Origin of the sequence: Exiguobacterium sp. s194 (genome assembly GCF_018618275.1) — a bacterium.
Lineage (GTDB): Bacteria > Bacillota > Bacilli > Exiguobacteriales > Exiguobacteriaceae > Exiguobacterium > Exiguobacterium chiriqhucha.
Genome location: NZ_JACSLT010000001.1, coordinates 231490 through 247321, shown reverse-complemented (window position 1 = coordinate 247321; position 15832 = coordinate 231490). Strand labels below are relative to the sequence as shown.

The following is a 15832-nucleotide window of genomic DNA, read 5'->3' as shown; positions in this document are numbered from 1 at the left end:
GCCATTTTTTGGCTCCTTTTTTGTGAATTTAAATTTCAATTGTGTAATTTGTACAACACTTTGAAAATTTTCAGATTATTGAGGGGCTATCTATTGTCACCTCTGACGGGGTATGCTATGCTAATTTCGATTTGACGAGAACATGCGTTTTTAAGTTGAAAACGAGGGGGCGAGAGAATGGGATTCGGTGACGATCAACAGTCATTTTTGCGCTATTGCCAAGTCGAACGCCGGCTGTCTCCTCACACGAAACGCTCTTACGAGCAGACGCTCGACCAGTACGCCGCTTATTGCCAATCGACACATCAAGATCCGTATGATGTGCAGTCGGCGCGGCGTTATTTATATGCCCTTTATGAGACCGACAGCGCCACGACGACGGTCGCCCAAAAAGTATCGTGCCTCAAGCAATTCGGGAAATTTGTGGCACGTGAGACGGGTGTCGAGCCTCTGTTCCACGGACTAACGTCTCCGAAACGGCGCAAGACGCTGCCGACGTTCGCCGTGCCTAGCGAAGTCGAACAGCTCATCGCGACCGCGGACGGACAAGATGATCCGTTCCTGCGGGCCCGTGACGTCGCCATCGTCGAGATGTTGTACGGGACGGGCATGCGCGTCGCCGAGTTGTGCGGGATGGACGTGTCGTCCTACGATGCCGACCTCGCCTTCGTGCATGTCGTCGGGAAAGGGAAGAAAGAACGCTACATCCCAATCGGACAGTTCGCCATCGCGGCGCTCGATCGTTACCTCGACGTGCGCCAAACATGCGCTTCCCCCCAAGAAACGGCATTATTCCTCAGTCAAAAAGGGAATCGAGTGACAACAGACCAAATTCGCTACGTCATGAAGCGTCTGAGGAAGCAAGGCGGCCTGCATAAGCCGTTGACGCCTCACTCGCTCCGTCATAGTTTTGCGACGGACCTGCTCGAGCGCGGGGCTGACCTCCGTGCCGTCCAAGAGTTGCTCGGTCACGAGTCACTCTCGACGACGGGTCGTTACACTCACGTCTCGACGGAGCGCTTGCGAGCGGTCTATCAAGCCACACATCCGAGAAAGTAGGAGGTCATCAGATGTTTCACGCAACCACGATTTTCGCAGTCCGCCACAACGGGCATGGTGCCATGAGCGGGGATGGACAAGTCACGTTCGGAAACGCCGTCATCATGAAAAACAAGGCCAAAAAAGTACGACGTCTCTACGGCGGTAAAGTCGTCGCCGGGTTCGCCGGAAGCGTGGCCGACGCATTCACGCTCTTCGAGAAGTTTGAATCGAAGCTAGAGATGTACAACGGGAACTTGCCGCGTGCGGCCGTCGAGCTGGCTAAAGAGTGGCGCGGGGATAAGATGCTCCGTCAACTCGAAGCGCTTTTGATCGTCATGGACCGTGAGCACCTACTGCTCGTGTCTGGGAACGGCGAAGTGATCGAACCGGATGATGGCATTTTAGCGATCGGTTCGGGCGGGAACTATGCGCTCGCTGCCGGGCGCGCCCTCGTACGCCATTCGCCTGAGAAATCAGCGGAAGACATAGCCCGCGCCGCTCTCGAGATTGCCGGAGAGTTGTGCGTCTATACAAACGACCAAGTCATCGTAGAAACGATCGGAGGCGATTCTGAATGAAACGTGAACTGACACCACGCCAAATCGTAGCGGAACTAGACCGCTTCGTCATCGGACAAAAGGATGCCAAGCGCGCCGTCGCGATCGCACTCCGCAACCGTTATCGTCGCCAAAAATTGAGTGCCGACCTGCGTGATGAAGTGACACCGAAGAACATCTTGATGATTGGCCCGACCGGTGTCGGGAAGACGGAAATCGCACGCCGCTTGGCCAAACTCGTTGGCGCGCCGTTCGTCAAAGTCGAGGCTACCAAATTCACTGAAGTCGGCTACGTCGGCCGCGATGTCGAATCGATGGTCCGTGACCTTGTCGAGGCGTCGGTCCGTCTCGTGAAGGAAGAGAAGAAAGAAGGCGTGAAAGAGCAAGCGGAAGTCGCTGCGACGGAACGCATCCTTGACGCTTTGCAAGGCAAGGCCAAAGTCGAACCGACCGCATCGAACCCGTTCGAGGCGTTGTTCGGCGGCCAAGCTCAAAAGACCGAAGAGCCGACTAACACGCAGTCGTCCGACCGCGCACAGTTGCGTCGCTTGCTCGAGCTCGGTGAACTCGAAGAACGATTAATCGAGGTCAATCTCGAAGAAAAGCAGACCGTCGACTTGTTCCAAGGACAAGGCATGGAAGGTTTATCGAACTTGCAGGACATGCTCGGTCAAATCGTGCCGAAGAAACGGAAGAAACGCAAGTTGCCGGTCCGCGAAGCACGTCCGCTCATCGTCGCCGAGGAAGCGGAGAGTTTGCTCGATATGAACGAAGTTCATGACGAGGCCGTGCGCCGTAGTGAGCAGATGGGTATCATCTTCGTCGATGAGATCGACAAGATTGCGACGAAGTCGCAAGATCATGCCGGCGTCTCACGAGAGGGCGTCCAACGTGACATCTTGCCAATCGTCGAAGGATCGACCGTCGTCACGAAGTATGGACCAGTCAAGACGGACCACGTGCTCTTTATCGCCGCCGGAGCATTCCATATGGCGAAGCCGTCCGATTTGATTCCTGAGCTACAAGGACGTTTCCCGATTCGCGTTGAACTGAGCAGCCTGACCGAAGAGGACTTCGTCAAGATTTTGACGGAGCCGTCCCAGGCGCTCATCAAGCAGTACACGGCACTCCTCGAGTCGGAGGAAATTAGCGTCGAGTTCACGCATCCAGCCATCGAAGAGATTGCGCGCATCGCGACGCACGTCAACCGAGAGACGGATGACATCGGGGCCCGCCGTCTGTATACGATTATGGAGCGCGTCCTCGAGGACTTGTCGTTCGAGGCGGCCGACATGCCGCAAACGCATGTTCAAATCACACCGGCCTATGTGAAAGAGAAAGTCGGCTCGATTGCGGAAGATCGAGACCTTAGCCAATTTATACTATAAGATTCTGTATGCACATACAGGGAGGAAAATAAGAATTATGAACTTACTAGACAAAACACGCCAATTGAACACGATGCTTCAACAAGAGGCAAGCGCGCACGTAGACTTTAAAGAAATGGCGGATAAGATGCGCGAAGTACTCGAAGCAAACACGTTCATCGTCAGTCGTCGGGGCCGTTTGCTCGGCTTTGCCATCAAACAACAAATCGAGAACGAACGCATGAAGGCGTTCTTGGTCGACCGTCAATTCCCGGAGCCATACGCCTCAAACTTGTTCAACGTCAAAGAGACGACGGAAAATATCGGCATCGACAGTGAGTATACGGCGTTCCCGGTCGAGAACCGTGAGTTGTTCCTCGACTCGATGACGACGATCGTTCCAATCATCGGTGGTGGCGAGCGTCTCGGTACACTCGTGCTCGGTCGGCTCAACAACGAGTTCACGGAAGATGACCTCGTCTTGGCCGAATATAGCGCGACCGTCGTAGGGATGGAGATTCTTCGTGAGAAAGCGGCCGAAGCGGAGGCGTCAGCCCGTAAAAAAGCGGTCGTCCAAATGGCGATCAACTCGCTCTCGTATTCTGAGCTTGAAGCGATCGAGCACATCTTCGAAGAGCTTGGTGGCAACGAAGGTTTACTAGTTGCTTCCAAAATTGCCGACCGTGTGGGAATCACTCGTTCGGTCATCGTTAACGCACTCCGTAAATTGGAAAGTGCGGGTGTCATCGAGTCACGTTCTCTCGGTATGAAAGGAACGTATATTAAGATACTGAATGACAACTTCTTGTTCGAATTACAAAAGTTGAAATCGAATTGAAATAAACTAGATTCAACTGACGAATACTAGAAAGTCTATCGAATTAGGACTTTAGACTTACAAAGTCGCTCCCGACGTAATGGGAGCGACTTTTTTTAGTGCAAAAGTAATTATTTTCAGAATTCGTCGTAAATTCGACAAAAACAGAAGACAGCATTTACCTGTTTTAATAAAAATATCTTTCAACACTGTTACAGATTTGTTTCAATGAAATAGTGGATTTTCCAAATAAGGTATATACATGCATTCTTTTAGTGAAAGCGAGTGAAACGCATGAACTGGATCGGTAGCGACTATCAATTAATGAAGCAAGCGATCAATCATTCGGTCGTAAATCAAAAAGTCATCAGCCATAACCTATCGAATATCGATACCCCGAACTTCCGGGCGAAGCAGGCCGTGTTTGAACAGACGCTGAACAACGAGATGCGTCTCAAGCTGGCAGGCGGTCGTCCGAGTGAGCGCTCGGCGACGACGATCACGGACCGGGCCGGAGGCGCGATGCGAAGTGACGGCAATAACGTTGATCTCGATTACGAGATGAGCGAGTTGGCACGGAACCAGCTTCAATACGAAGCGATGATGGAACAGTTGAACCGCCGGCTCGGCGGACTCAAAACCGTCATTAGAGGAGGGCGTTGACGATGGGTATGTTTGATAGTTTTCATATCTCGGCGACGGCACTGACGTCGCAACGGTTACGGATGGACACGGTGTCCGCGAACATCGCGAATGCCCAGACGACACGCGGCAAGTTAGTCGACGGGGAGTGGCAACCGTACACGCGAAAGATGACCGTGATGCAGGAAGCACCGTTTCGCCAACAGCTGTCCGCTGTCAGCGGCGGGGTCGAAGTCTCACAGATTGTGGAAGATGAGAGCCCGTACAAGCTCGTCTATGACCCGAGCCATCCTGATTCGGATGACCGGGGCTATGTCCAGATGCCAAACGTCGACCTGTTGAAAGAAATGGTCGATTTGATGGGAGCGACACGGTCGTACGAGGCGAACATCGCCGCGATGAACGCCACGAAGGCGATGCTCGTCAAAGCGATGGAAATTGGTAAAGGATAAGGAGTGATCGAGGATGCAGATTAACCCCATTCAATTGATTGGCACACAACCGACAGTCGCGCCGGCTGTGAAAGAGACGCCATCCCAGTTCGGAACGTATTTGAACGAGGCGATGCGCTCATTAAATGACGTCCAACAAGCGACGAGCTCGGCCCGAGCCGATCTTGCCGTCGGCAAAGCCGATTTACATCAAGTCATGATTCAAAGCGAAGAGTCATCGATTGCGATGCAACTCGCCATAGAGGTGCGGAACAAAGCGGTCGAGGCCTATCAAGAAATGATGCGAATGCAAGTTTAAAGTAGAGGATGACGAGTAACGATGAATGAAAAGTTAAAAGAACGATTCGGTTCACTGACCGGTTCGCTTCAAACGATGAAAACGAACCGAAAAATCATTTGGGGTCTCGTCATCGTCGGCGTGATTCTTGTCGCGGTGCTCTTGACCGTCTGGCTGTCGCGCCCGAACATGGCCCCGCTCTATACGAACCTGTCCGCTCAAGAGGCGGGCGAGGTGACGGAACAGTTGACGGCCGACGGAGTAAAGGCTGAGATTAAAGCGACTTCGAACGGTGTCAGTGTATACGTACCGAGTGAGCAAGTCGACCAACTGAAAGTCAGTCTGGCGGCAGCAGGCATCCCGAAGTCGGGTGCAATCGATTATAGCTTCTTTAGCGAGAACGCTGGCTTCGGAACGACGGACCGTGAGATGGCCGTCATCGAACGGAGCGCGATGCAGACCGAGCTCGAACGGTTGATCACGCAAATCGAAGGAATCAACCAGGCGAAAGTCATCATCTCGATTCCAGAGAAATCGGTCTTCTTGGCCGAAGATCAAGGTGAACCGACGGCCTCCATCGTCTTAAATTTAGGAGCTGGTACGAATCTCGAGCCGGCGACGGTGAAAGGGCTCTATCATTTAATCAGTAAGAGCGTACCGAACTTGAAGCCTGAAAACATATCGGTCATGGACCAATATTTCACGTATTACGATTTAGACCAGACGACGACGGCCGGTGGATCATCGACCGACCCGCTCGTCTTGAAACGCCAAGTCGAGAAAGATGTCCGTCAACAGATTCAACAAATGTTGTCGGTGTTGCTCGGCGAACGAAGCGTGCTCGTCTCGGTCACAGCCGATATCGACACGACGCAAGCGGCTGAAGAGCAAAACCTCGTGACGCCTGTCAATGAGGACAGCATGGAAGGCATCGTCACTTCGGCCGAGCGGATTGCTGAAGCGTATACAGGCGGAACCGGCGCAGCAACTGCTGCCGGGACGGCCGAGAACGATACGGTCAATTTCCCGGCCGCCACGGGCACTGGGGAAGAAGAGAGCGAAAAGAATCATGAAATCATCAATTATGAAGTCAACCGAATCACGAAACAGATTCAGAACGCACCGTACTCGATTCGTGACCTCGGCGTCCAATTGATCGTCGAACCACCGAACGGGGCGACGACAATCGACCCTCAACTCGAGGGTGACCTCGAGACGATGATGTACTCGATTATCCGGACGTCACTCGCCAAGACCGGAGAGGCACTCACTGAGGCGGAACTTGAACAGAAAGTCGTCGTCGTCTCACGTCCGTTCGCAGAAACGGAAGAAGCGGCCGTGGTCGAACAACCGACCCAATGGTGGATGTATGCCGCCGCAGCCGGTGCCGTCGTCTTGCTCGCGCTCTTGTTCTTCGCGATGCGCAAGCGCAACCGCGAACCAGTCGCCGAGTCGAACGAGTGGGAAGTCCCATATGAAGACGAAGTGCCGGACCTCGACCTCGAAGAACGGGGCGAAGGGGCCGTCAAGAAGAAACAGTTGGAGAAATTGGCAGAGAGCAACCCTGAAGAGTTCGCCAAACTTCTCCGTACATGGATGTCTGAGGAGTGAGTACTGTGAATTACGCCAAACAACCGAACCGAGAAAAAGCGGCCATGCTCATGATCTCGCTTGGACCTGAAGTGGCAGCGAGCGTCTACAAGCATCTGTCCGAAGAAGAGATGGAGCAATTGACGCTACAAATTTCGGCGTTGAAAAAAGTATCATCCGAACAAAAAGAAGCCATCATGGGCGAGTTCCACGAGCTCGCCATGGCGCAGAGCTATATCACGCAAGGGGGCATCGGATTCGCGAAAACGGTGCTCGAGAAAGCGGTCGGAGAAGAGAAGGCGATGGCCCTCATCCACCGCCTCACCTCGACGCTTCAAGTCCGACCATTCGAGTTCGCCCGCAAGGCCGACCCGAAACAGCTGTTGAACTTTATCCAAAACGAGCATCCGCAAACGATCGCCTTGATTTTGGCGCATCTCGAACCGGTCAAGTCAGGACAAATTTTGTCTGAGCTCCCGCCTGAGATTCAGTCGGAAGTCGCCAAGCGGATCGCGACGATGGACCGACTCAACCCGGACGTGATTCATGAGATTGAACAGATTCTCGAGAAGAACTTGTCCCAAACGGATATGCAAGATTATGCCCAGTCTGGTGGCATCGAGGCGGTCGTCGAAGTGCTCAACGGCGTCGACCGTACGACCGAGCGCACGATTCTCGATGCGCTTGAAATCGAAGACCCGGAATTGGCCGAAGAAATCAAAAAACGGATGTTCGTCTTCGAGGATATCGTTACACTCGATTCACGGGCGATTCAGCGGATTATCCGCGAAGTGGCGAACGACGATCTCTTGCTCGCCCTCAAAGTCTCGTCCGACGAAGTCAAACAGATCATCTTCAAAAACATGTCGCAACGAATGGTCGAAACGTTCAAAGAAGACATGGAATTCATGGGGCCTGTCCGGTTGCGTGACGTCGAAGAGGCACAAAGCCGTATCGTCGGCATCATCCGTCGCCTAGAAGACGTCGGAGAAATCGTGATCAGCCGCGGTGGAGGAGATGACATCGTTGTCTAACGTAATCAAACGCCACTATGCGACACCACTCGAGCCGCAACGGATTGATTCAAAGCCGTTCCTCGAGCCGGTGAGTATGCTACACCAGGATGAAGAGCGGGAGCGGTTGGCCCAAACGCGTGCGCAACTAGACGAGCAAGCAGCCACACTCGAAGCGCGCCGCACGGCGATGGAACAAGAACTCGCCGACTTACGGGAAGAAGTGCTCGTGTCGGCTAGACAAGAAGGCTACGACGCAGGCTTTGACCAAGGAAGACGGGACGGCAAGGCCGAGTATGAGGAATTGACGACCCGCTTAAACACGGTCAGCGTCGAACTCGAGCAGTTGTTTGACACGAAATGGCGGGACGCCGAGCAACAGCTCGTCGCCCTCGCCGTCGAGGTCAGCGCTCGCGTGACGACAGAACTCGTCCGAAACGATGAGGCGTTGTTCGCCGATCGTGTCCGTGAACAGTTGCTCCGTCAACTCGATGCGGAATCATTGACGGTGTACGTCCATCCAACGCGACTCGCCTCGATTCAACGCTTTGAAGCGGACTGGGTCATCCCAGACGGCCCGGGCATCAAATACCGGGCGGATGCAGGCTTGGATGAGACGAGCGTAAGGATTGAGACCCCGCATCACGGGGATGAGCTCGATTTGAGCTATAGCTTTGATCGCGTACGTTCCAAAATCGAGGAGGTCCTGGCCGATGGCGCTTATTGACCGCGTGCTCGAGTCGATTGTGTCCTCGCCCGATGACGAGTACGTCCGAAAAGTCGGACGCGTCTGTCGGGTCGTCGGTCTGATGATCGAGTCGAATGGACCGAGTGCTTTTATCGGAGAACGTTGTTTGATCGAGCTACCATCCGGTCAACACGTCGAAGCCGAAGTTGTCGGATTCAATGAGGCACGCGTCCTCCTCATGCCTTACGGCGAAACGACCCAAATCGCACCGGGATGTATGGTCAAAGGGACAGGCCGTATGCTTCAAGTGCCGGTCGGCGACGAGTTGATTGGCCAAGTGCTCGACGGTCTCGGCCGTCCTTTGTCCGGTGAGGGTGCAATGCCTGGCGCACGTTACGACGTGCTTCGTAAGCCGCCGAACCCACTTGAGCGGCCCCGCATTTTAGACGTCCTCTCGACAGGCGTTCGCGTCATCGACGGTCTCTTGACAGTCGGGAAAGGACAGCGGGTCGGATTGTTCGCAGGTTCCGGCGTCGGGAAGTCGACATTGCTCGGCATGATCGCCAAACGATCATCGGCCGACATCAACGTCATCGCCTTAATCGGAGAGCGTGGCCGGGAAGTGAAAGAGTTTATCGAGAAAGAACTCGGACCAGAAGGGATGGCCCGCTCGGTCGTCATCGTGGCGACGAGCGACCAACCTCCGCTCGTGCGGTTGAAAGGAGCTTATACGGCGACAGCCATCGCCGAATACTTCCGCGACCAAGGCAAAGAAGTCGTCCTCATGATGGATTCGGTGACCCGGTTCGCCATGGCGCAACGGGAAATCGGACTCGCCACAGGGGAACCACCGACGTCTAAAGGGTATACGCCTTCCGTCTTCGCGATGTTGCCGCAACTGTTAGAACGAAGCGGGACCGCCGTGACAGGATCGATTACTGCGTTCTATACCGTCCTCGTCGACGGGGACGATATGAACGAGCCGATTGCGGATGCGGTGCGCGGGATTTTAGACGGACACTTCGTCATGGACCGCTCGCTCGCGAACCGTGGACAGTTCCCGGCGATACACGTCTTGAAGTCGATCAGCCGCGTCATGAACCAAATTGCCACGCCGATGCATCGGGAGGTCGCGCAGACGTTCCGGGGGTGGCTGGCCACGTATTTGGATGCCGAAGACTTAATCAATATAGGTGCTTATAAAAAAGGGACGAAACCGGCCATCGATACCGCCATCGAGCAGTATCCGAACTTGTTGACGTTTTTAAAGCAATCCATCGAAGAAGAGGCCCCGCTCGAGGAATCGTTAGAGCGCCTGGCCCAAATCGTGCGAGGTGAACGATGAACAGATTATTGTTAGAGCGCATCATGCCGATCGCAGAACACGAGAAAGAAGAGTCGGCGACGGAGATGAGACAACATAAAGCGCGGTTCGAGACAGAGATGGAGACGCTGTATCGGCTCGTGTTGACGTACGAGTCGCTCATGAAGAGTCAAGACGAACAAGCTGGCGTCATTGATTTGCTCATGTCGCAATACCGTGAACAGACACGCGAACGGTTGAAACGCCAAATCGAGACACAACAACTCGTCGTCCAGCAGGCGCGTAACCGCTACCATTTGTCGCAGGAACGTCTGCTCGGAAAAGTCGTCGAGGAAAAGAAATATGTAACGTTGCATGAAAAAGTCAGTCAAGATGAAGTGGCCGCGACAAAGCTCATCGAACAGCATTTCATCGATGAGTTGGCAGTGATTCATCACGGGAAAGGGAAGTAAACCGATGGAAAAAGACAACACGAAGCGAGGCAGACAGCTATTGGTCGCGCTCGTTCTCGTCCCGGCCATCTTTCTACTCGTTGGAGGGATTGTCGTCATGAACTATGCGATGGACCGTCCGTTGTTATCGGTCCCGTTTCTAGAGACCGGTTCAAAACAAGAGCCGGAAGAAAAAGTGAAGACGAACGTGAACGTGACCGGTGTGGATACTGATGCCGCGAATCGCTTGAAAGTGGCGAATGCCGAGATTGAGAAGCTTCGGGCCGATAACGCCGAGTTGACGAACGAAGTGAAGGCTAGACAAGAAGAAGTCTCGAAGTTGATTCAGGAACGTGACCGACTCGTCGCGGAATTGGCGACGGCCAGTGCGGTCGAAGAAGAAACCTCGGACGTGTCTCGTGTCTATGAGGAGATGTCAGCGAAACAAGCCGCTGCCATCATGAACGAACTCGAGAGTCCGCAAGTGGCGAACCTATTGAAGGAATTGTCGCCGAAGCAACAAGCCGACATATTGGGACGGATGGATGCCCAACAGGCCGCCGTCGTCACCCAGTTGCTCCAGTGACTGGAAAGGAGGACATGATGATGAATATCGCCTTACTGGCCCAATCGATGCAAGGGGCACCACAAAAAGGCGGGGACGCGAGTGCGACCCCGACCGGACAGTTTTTAGAATTGCTCTCGGCCATGCTCGGAACGACGCCGACCGCGTCGCCTGAAGCTATGGCTGTTCCGGAAGACGAAGCATCGCTCCCGCTCGAGAACGTATCGAATCGGTTAGAGCAGTGGCTTCAACAGCCGGATAGCCTGCAATGGTTAAAGTCGTTGCCGGCCGATGCGTATCGAAAGTTCATGGATGCCTATATCGGGATTTTGAATCAAGTCGCCCCGGAACCTGCAATGGCCAAGGCCCCGGACGCAATCCCTGCCCTGCTAACGGGTCAAACGGCAGCGCCGACGCTCTCGTTCACGCTCACGAAGAAAGAGACGGACACACTCGTCCAAACGGTACCGGTCGATCAAGTAGAGGAGAACGTGCGCATCATCCAGCAAGTCGTTGCGCAGTTTAAAGGGACGCTCGGACAGACCCCAAAACCTTTACCCGGTGTGACGCAAACTGAAACGCAATCCGCACAGATGCAACAGCCGATCAAAGAAACCGACTGGATGCCGAAAAGCATGACGTGGTCGAAACCGAATATCGACTCTGAGATGGTGATGTACGCCTCGAAAGGCTCATTACCTGAGAACATGCAGGCCCGCATCGAAGCGGCCTTGCACCGGGCACCGTTCAAGAGCGGGGCCGATGGGTCGAAAGTGTTCACGGTCCGTCTTTATCCGGAACAGTTAGGGGAACTCGTCGTCAAACTCGAACGGCAGAACGGGGAACTCGTCGTCAAGCTGTTTGCGAGTAACCAAGAGGCGAAGCAGTTATTGCAATCACAACTAGGACAGTTGCAACAGACGCTCCAGCCCGCGAACCCGAACGTCCGCGTCGAGGTCAACTTGACCCAACAAGCGCTAGAGACGAAAAACTCGAGCTTCAATGAGTTCGACCAACCTGAACCGGAACACCATGAACAACCGAAAGGAGACCCTGACGATGACGACAATCCAGCCGAAGACGAATGACTATACGCTACCGGATCAATCGATGCCGAAAGCGACGAACCAATACGATCAAAGCATGTTCTTGAAACTGTTGCTCGCCCAACTCGCCAACCAAGACCCGATGTCACCGATGGAAGACCGTGAGTTCATCTCTCAGATGGCTCAGTTCTCTTCTCTCGAACAGATGCAGACGATTTCGAAACAACTCGATTCCGCGCTCGTCGATCGACAAATGGCCTCGATTTCGGAGTTCAGCAATATGATCGGGCAAACGGTCGCTTATACAAACGAAACGGAAACCGAGACGATTAAAGGCTCGGGACGTGTTCTCTCGATTTCGAAGACCGAAGCCGGCTATGTGGCCGACCTTGAAGACGGAACGTCCGTCAACGTGTACAACATCACTTCCATCAAACAAGCATAGGGGGATTCATCATGTTAAGAGCAATGTACTCAGGAATCAGTGGTTTAAAGAACTTCCAATCGAAGCTTGATGTCGTCGGGAACAACATCGCCAACGTCAACACGTTCGGCTATAAAAAGGGCCGGGTCACGTTCAAAGACCTCGTCAGCCAACAAGTCGGTAGTGCGACGGCGGCGAACGGTGTCAGCGGTGGGGTCAACCCGAAAGAAGTCGGTCTCGGGGGCACGATGGCGACCGTCGATAACGTCTATAACCAAGGCGCCATGCAAAACTCAGGGAGAGCGCTTGATGTCGGGATCTCAGGAGAAGGATTCTTCGCCTTGGACGTGAACGGCCAGACACAATACACGCGGGCCGGTAACTTCTATACGGATAACACAGGAGACCTCGTCAACGGAGACGGTGCGTATGTCCTCAGCATGACAGGAGACCGAATCAACATCCCTGCCGGTGCGAAGTCGCTCTCAATCGGGAAAGACGGACAAGTCAGCTACGTCGATAACGCCGGAGCTTCGACAGTCGTCGGCCAAATCCAAGTCGTCACGTTCGCCAACAACGCCGGATTGTCAAAAGTCGGCGCGAACAACTTCATTCAATCGCAAAACTCAGGTGAGCCGAACATTGGTATCCCTGGACAAGATGGGCGTGGCGAACTCGTCTCGGGTGCGCTCGAGATGTCGAACGTCGACTTGTCGGAAGAGTTCACAGAAATGATTGTCGCGCAGCGTGGTTTCCAAGCGAACACACGAATCATCACAACATCGGACGAGATTCTCCAAGAACTCGTCAACTTGAAACGCTGATGATTCGCGTCACGACGCTCCGGGGTGAAGAACTTGTGCTGAACGCCTTGTTCATCGAGACGGTCAAAGCCGAGCCCGATACGATCATTCACTTGTATAACGGAAAGACGTATATCGTCCGCGAGACGAAACAACAAATCATCGACCGGACGACGGCGTTCTATGCCTCGGTCGGTCTGGTTGGAACGATAGGCATACGAGGTGAAGAAGATGAGTGAAGAAAAACAAAAAGGCGGCGCCATGAAGATGGTGCTCATCCTGCTAGTCGTCCTGCTCGTCATGGGCGGGGCCGGATTCATGACTTATAAATACTTGTTCGGTGACAACGTGACGGCGAAGACGAAACCTGTCACCGCCGAAGAATTGGCCGAACGCAGCTTCACGACGGACGATATGACGACGAACATCCAAGATGAGCGTTTCATCAACGTCCAGTTCACAATCGTGACGGATGCTGCGGAGACGAAAGAAGATCTCGAACTTCGAAAGTTCCAAGTGCATAACGTCATCCTCGGCGATTTGGCCGGCATGACGAAAGCGAAGCTCACGACGAAAGAAGACATGCAGAAGTTTGAGCAGTCGCTCCGCAAACAATTAAACGGACTGTTGGAGTCAGGTGAGGTCCAACGAGTCTACATGACGAAGAAAATCATACAGTGAGGTGGCATCATGGGAGAAGTCTTATCTCAACAAGAAATTGATGCCTTGCTATCGGCGTTAAGCAGTGGCGACGTCGAAGCCGACTCCTTTTTGGCCCAGGAAGAAGAGCGGAAAGTCCGGCAGTATGACTTTAAACGGGCGGTCCGCTTCTCGAAAGACCAAATCCGAAGCTTGACCCGGATTCATGAGCATTTCACACGGATGCTGACCACGTTCTTCTCGGCCCAGCTCCGGACGTACGTCCAGTTCACGGTCAACTCAGTCGAGCAGCTTCCTTATGACGAATTCATTCATTCCATTCCGAGCATGACGATGATCAACTTGATTGAAGCGCCGCCGCTCAACGGCCGTTTCATCATCGAAGTGAATCCGAACATCTCGTACGCGATGCTCGATCGCCTACTCGGCGGTCCCGGGGTCGAGATTGAAAAAGTCGAGAGCTTCACGGAAATCGAGATGCGCATCTTGACGCAATTATATAAACGAGCGTTTGCAGGATACGGAGACGCCTGGGAATCGATTGCCGAGATCAAGTCAGAGATGACAGCGGTCGAGGTCAATCCCCAGTTCCTCCAACTCGTCTCGCCAAACGAGACGGTCGTCCTCGTCTCGATCGGTGTCACCATCGGCGAAGTGAGCGGGACAATCAACGTCTGCTTACCGTTCGTGACGATTGAGCCGGTGTTATCGAAACTGTCGAGTCATTACTGGATGCAAGAGGCCAATCGCCGCAATGCGAGCGGGAACAGCAAAGAACCGCTCAAAGCCCAGTTGATAAACTCGTCGGTCGAAGTCGTGTCCCTGCTCGGGGAGACGACGATCACGTTCGGTGACTTGTTGCATTTAGAGGTCGGGGACTGTTTGACCCTCGATCAATTGGTGAAAGACCCGTTATCGATCATGGTAGGGGAAAATAAAGTGTTCAGAGGGCAAGTCGGTGTGAGCGGGAAGCGGATGGCGGTCCAAGTGCTCCACCGGGTGAAGGAGGAAGAGCAATGAGTGAGATGTTGTCACAAGATGAAATAGACGCGTTATTGCGCGGGACGAGCGAGTCGTCAAAACCGGAGGCGAATCCTGAAGAACATCTTGATTCGATGGAAAGCGACGCCTTAGGGGAAATCGGGAATATCTCGTTCGGTAACTCGGCGACGGCGCTATCGACGTTACTGCAACAAAAAGTAGAAATCACGACTCCAATCGTCAGTGAGGTCACAATCGATGCGCTCCGTGAGCGTTATCCGACGCCGCACGTGGCACTTCGAGTCGGCTATACGGAAGGCTTGAAAGGCGAGAACGTGCTCGTATTGACACGTGAAGACGCCGCCATCATCTCAGACTTGATGCTCGGTGGAACTGGGATTGGCGTCGATCCGGAAGGACTCGATGAAATTCGTCTTTCAGCCGTCCAAGAGGCGATGAACCAAATGATGGGTGCGGCAGCGACATCATTGTCGACCGTATTCTCGAAAAAGATTGATATTTCACCACCGCTCGTCGAAGTGTTCGATGCGACGAAGAACCAGACGATTATCGACCGCCTCGAGCTTTGGGAGACGATGGTCTTAATCGAGTTCAACTTGAAGGTCGGTACGTTAATCGATTCGAAAATCGTTCAAATTGCCCCGGTCCAGTTCGGGAAACAACTTGTCAACGAACTGATGGCCGCCACATCGCCAGCCCCTGTCGCACCAGCTCCGGCAGCTGCCCCGGTCGCGCCGAAGCAGGAAGCGCCGAAGGCACCGGCTCCCGCCGCCCAACAACCGGTTCGTCCGGCAGCGAAGTCGGTACCGGAAGTCGCGGTCAGCCAGGCCGAGTTCATGCCGCTCCACGCACCGGCGACGAACGACTCGATTCCAGCGAATCTGGGATTGTTGTATGACGTGCCGCTCAACGTGACGGTCGAACTTGGACGGACGAAACGTTCGGTCCGAGAAGTGCTTGAGCTGTCACAAGGTTCGATTATCGAACTCGATAAGTTGGCCGGTGAGCCGGTCGATATTTATGTGAACCAACAACGGATCGCCCGGGGCGAAGTCGTCGTCATCGAAGAGAACTTCGGCGTCCGTGTAACAGAAATTATCCAACCGCACGAGCGGATTGGCATCGTTTAAGGA

Annotated in this window: 20 protein-coding genes; all 20 read left to right on the top strand. The window is 53.8% G+C overall.

What is annotated here, in order from left to right; genetic code table 11:
* Positions 1-177 precede the first annotated feature (177 nt).
* The 20 genes from KNP85_RS01270 to fliY all read left to right on the top strand — a co-directional run bounded on the left by KNP85_RS01270 (position 178) and on the right by fliY (position 15829).
* Positions 178-1059 carry a tyrosine-type recombinase/integrase gene (locus KNP85_RS01270; RefSeq protein WP_021067112.1) on the top strand — a complete coding sequence of 294 codons (882 nt, stop codon included), beginning with the start codon at positions 178-180 and terminating at the stop codon, positions 1057-1059.
* A gap of 11 nt (positions 1060-1070) precedes the next feature.
* Positions 1071-1619: an ATP-dependent protease subunit HslV gene (hslV, locus tag KNP85_RS01265; RefSeq protein ID WP_021067113.1), complete on the top strand. Its 549-nt coding sequence runs from the start codon at positions 1071-1073 to the stop codon at positions 1617-1619.
* Complete coding sequence (gene hslU, locus KNP85_RS01260) at positions 1616-2986, top strand: ATP-dependent protease ATPase subunit HslU (protein WP_029595703.1); 1371 nt, start codon at positions 1616-1618, stop codon at positions 2984-2986. The genes hslV and hslU overlap by 4 nt, the downstream gene beginning before the upstream one ends.
* Positions 2987-3023: 37 nt before the next feature.
* Complete coding sequence (gene codY, locus KNP85_RS01255; RefSeq protein WP_016508279.1) at positions 3024-3803, top strand: GTP-sensing pleiotropic transcriptional regulator CodY; 780 nt, start codon at positions 3024-3026, stop codon at positions 3801-3803.
* A gap of 273 nt (positions 3804-4076) precedes the next feature.
* Positions 4077-4445: a flagellar basal body rod protein FlgB gene (gene flgB, locus KNP85_RS01250; RefSeq protein WP_021067115.1), complete on the top strand. Its 369-nt coding sequence runs from the start codon at positions 4077-4079 to the stop codon at positions 4443-4445.
* Positions 4446-4447: 2 nt separating this feature from the next.
* Positions 4448-4876, top strand: coding sequence for a flagellar basal body rod protein FlgC (flgC, locus tag KNP85_RS01245; protein ID WP_021067116.1), 429 nt, complete (start codon positions 4448-4450; stop codon positions 4874-4876).
* 13 nt (positions 4877-4889) lie between these two features.
* A complete protein-coding gene (gene fliE / locus KNP85_RS01240) occupies positions 4890-5174 on the top strand; it encodes a flagellar hook-basal body complex protein FliE (RefSeq protein WP_021067117.1) in 285 nt (94 codons plus the stop codon).
* 21 nt (positions 5175-5195) lie between these two features.
* Complete coding sequence (fliF, locus tag KNP85_RS01235) at positions 5196-6764, top strand: flagellar basal-body MS-ring/collar protein FliF (protein WP_021067118.1); 1569 nt, start codon at positions 5196-5198, stop codon at positions 6762-6764.
* A 5-nt stretch (positions 6765-6769) separates the two neighbouring features.
* Complete coding sequence (gene fliG / locus KNP85_RS01230) at positions 6770-7777, top strand: flagellar motor switch protein FliG (RefSeq protein ID WP_021067119.1); 1008 nt, start codon at positions 6770-6772, stop codon at positions 7775-7777.
* Positions 7761-8483 carry a FliH/SctL family protein gene (locus KNP85_RS01225; RefSeq protein ID WP_214800875.1) on the top strand — a complete coding sequence of 241 codons (723 nt, stop codon included), beginning with the start codon at positions 7761-7763 and terminating at the stop codon, positions 8481-8483. Before fliG ends, KNP85_RS01225 begins: the two co-directional genes overlap by 17 nt.
* Entirely contained in the window at positions 8470-9789 is a 1320-nt protein-coding gene (gene fliI, locus KNP85_RS01220) for a flagellar protein export ATPase FliI (protein ID WP_214800873.1), read from the top strand. Before KNP85_RS01225 ends, fliI begins: the two co-directional genes overlap by 14 nt.
* On the top strand, positions 9786-10220 hold the full coding sequence (locus tag KNP85_RS01215) for a flagellar FliJ family protein (protein ID WP_021067122.1): 435 nt from the start codon (positions 9786-9788) through the stop codon (positions 10218-10220). The genes fliI and KNP85_RS01215 overlap by 4 nt, the downstream gene beginning before the upstream one ends.
* Before the next feature lie 4 nt (positions 10221-10224).
* Positions 10225-10785 carry a MotE family protein gene (locus KNP85_RS01210; RefSeq protein WP_021067123.1) on the top strand — a complete coding sequence of 187 codons (561 nt, stop codon included), beginning with the start codon at positions 10225-10227 and terminating at the stop codon, positions 10783-10785.
* Between the two features lie 20 nt (positions 10786-10805).
* Entirely contained in the window at positions 10806-11852 is a 1047-nt protein-coding gene (locus KNP85_RS01205; protein ID WP_251136175.1) for a flagellar hook-length control protein FliK, read from the top strand.
* Positions 11824-12255 carry a flagellar hook capping FlgD N-terminal domain-containing protein gene (locus KNP85_RS01200; RefSeq protein WP_021067125.1) on the top strand — a complete coding sequence of 144 codons (432 nt, stop codon included), beginning with the start codon at positions 11824-11826 and terminating at the stop codon, positions 12253-12255. Before KNP85_RS01205 ends, KNP85_RS01200 begins: the two co-directional genes overlap by 29 nt.
* Before the next feature lie 11 nt (positions 12256-12266).
* Complete coding sequence (gene flgG / locus KNP85_RS01195; RefSeq protein ID WP_021067126.1) at positions 12267-13058, top strand: flagellar basal body rod protein FlgG; 792 nt, start codon at positions 12267-12269, stop codon at positions 13056-13058.
* Positions 13058-13276 carry a flagellar FlbD family protein gene (locus KNP85_RS01190; RefSeq protein WP_021067127.1) on the top strand — a complete coding sequence of 73 codons (219 nt, stop codon included), beginning with the start codon at positions 13058-13060 and terminating at the stop codon, positions 13274-13276. The genes flgG and KNP85_RS01190 overlap by 1 nt, the downstream gene beginning before the upstream one ends.
* Entirely contained in the window at positions 13269-13718 is a 450-nt protein-coding gene (locus KNP85_RS01185; RefSeq protein ID WP_021067128.1) for a flagellar basal body-associated FliL family protein, read from the top strand. Before KNP85_RS01190 ends, KNP85_RS01185 begins: the two co-directional genes overlap by 8 nt.
* A 9-nt stretch (positions 13719-13727) precedes the next feature.
* Positions 13728-14717, top strand: a complete 990-nt coding sequence (gene fliM / locus KNP85_RS01180) for a flagellar motor switch protein FliM (protein ID WP_214800868.1) — start codon at positions 13728-13730, stop codon at positions 14715-14717.
* Positions 14714-15829: a flagellar motor switch phosphatase FliY gene (fliY, locus tag KNP85_RS01175; RefSeq protein ID WP_021067130.1), complete on the top strand. Its 1116-nt coding sequence runs from the start codon at positions 14714-14716 to the stop codon at positions 15827-15829. The genes fliM and fliY overlap by 4 nt, the downstream gene beginning before the upstream one ends.
* Positions 15830-15832 lie beyond the last annotated feature (3 nt).

What these genes read in the sequence shown, in the direction of transcription:
- KNP85_RS01225 (WP_214800875.1), top strand. Translation starts at nt 7,761, where the DNA reads ATGACATCGTTGTCTAACGTAATCAAACGCCACTATGCGACACCACTC.
- fliM (WP_214800868.1), top strand. Translation starts at nt 13,728, where the DNA reads ATGGGAGAAGTCTTATCTCAACAAGAAATTGATGCCTTGCTATCGGCG.
- fliF (WP_021067118.1), top strand. Translation starts at nt 5,196, where the DNA reads ATGAATGAAAAGTTAAAAGAACGATTCGGTTCACTGACCGGTTCGCTT.
- fliI (WP_214800873.1), top strand. Translation starts at nt 8,470, where the DNA reads ATGGCGCTTATTGACCGCGTGCTCGAGTCGATTGTGTCCTCGCCCGAT.
- fliY (WP_021067130.1), top strand. Translation starts at nt 14,714, where the DNA reads ATGAGTGAGATGTTGTCACAAGATGAAATAGACGCGTTATTGCGCGGG.
- KNP85_RS01215 (WP_021067122.1), top strand. Translation starts at nt 9,786, where the DNA reads ATGAACAGATTATTGTTAGAGCGCATCATGCCGATCGCAGAACACGAG.
- KNP85_RS01185 (WP_021067128.1), top strand. Translation starts at nt 13,269, where the DNA reads ATGAGTGAAGAAAAACAAAAAGGCGGCGCCATGAAGATGGTGCTCATC.
- KNP85_RS01210 (WP_021067123.1), top strand. Translation starts at nt 10,225, where the DNA reads ATGGAAAAAGACAACACGAAGCGAGGCAGACAGCTATTGGTCGCGCTC.
- codY (WP_016508279.1), top strand. Translation starts at nt 3,024, where the DNA reads ATGAACTTACTAGACAAAACACGCCAATTGAACACGATGCTTCAACAA.
- hslV (WP_021067113.1), top strand. Translation starts at nt 1,071, where the DNA reads ATGTTTCACGCAACCACGATTTTCGCAGTCCGCCACAACGGGCATGGT.
- KNP85_RS01270 (WP_021067112.1), top strand. Translation starts at nt 178, where the DNA reads ATGGGATTCGGTGACGATCAACAGTCATTTTTGCGCTATTGCCAAGTC.
- KNP85_RS01200 (WP_021067125.1), top strand. Translation starts at nt 11,824, where the DNA reads ATGACGACAATCCAGCCGAAGACGAATGACTATACGCTACCGGATCAA.
- flgC (WP_021067116.1), top strand. Translation starts at nt 4,448, where the DNA reads ATGGGTATGTTTGATAGTTTTCATATCTCGGCGACGGCACTGACGTCG.
- KNP85_RS01190 (WP_021067127.1), top strand. Translation starts at nt 13,058, where the DNA reads ATGATTCGCGTCACGACGCTCCGGGGTGAAGAACTTGTGCTGAACGCC.
- flgB (WP_021067115.1), top strand. Translation starts at nt 4,077, where the DNA reads ATGAACTGGATCGGTAGCGACTATCAATTAATGAAGCAAGCGATCAAT.
- flgG (WP_021067126.1), top strand. Translation starts at nt 12,267, where the DNA reads ATGTTAAGAGCAATGTACTCAGGAATCAGTGGTTTAAAGAACTTCCAA.
- fliE (WP_021067117.1), top strand. Translation starts at nt 4,890, where the DNA reads ATGCAGATTAACCCCATTCAATTGATTGGCACACAACCGACAGTCGCG.
- hslU (WP_029595703.1), top strand. Translation starts at nt 1,616, where the DNA reads ATGAAACGTGAACTGACACCACGCCAAATCGTAGCGGAACTAGACCGC.
- KNP85_RS01205 (WP_251136175.1), top strand. Translation starts at nt 10,806, where the DNA reads ATGAATATCGCCTTACTGGCCCAATCGATGCAAGGGGCACCACAAAAA.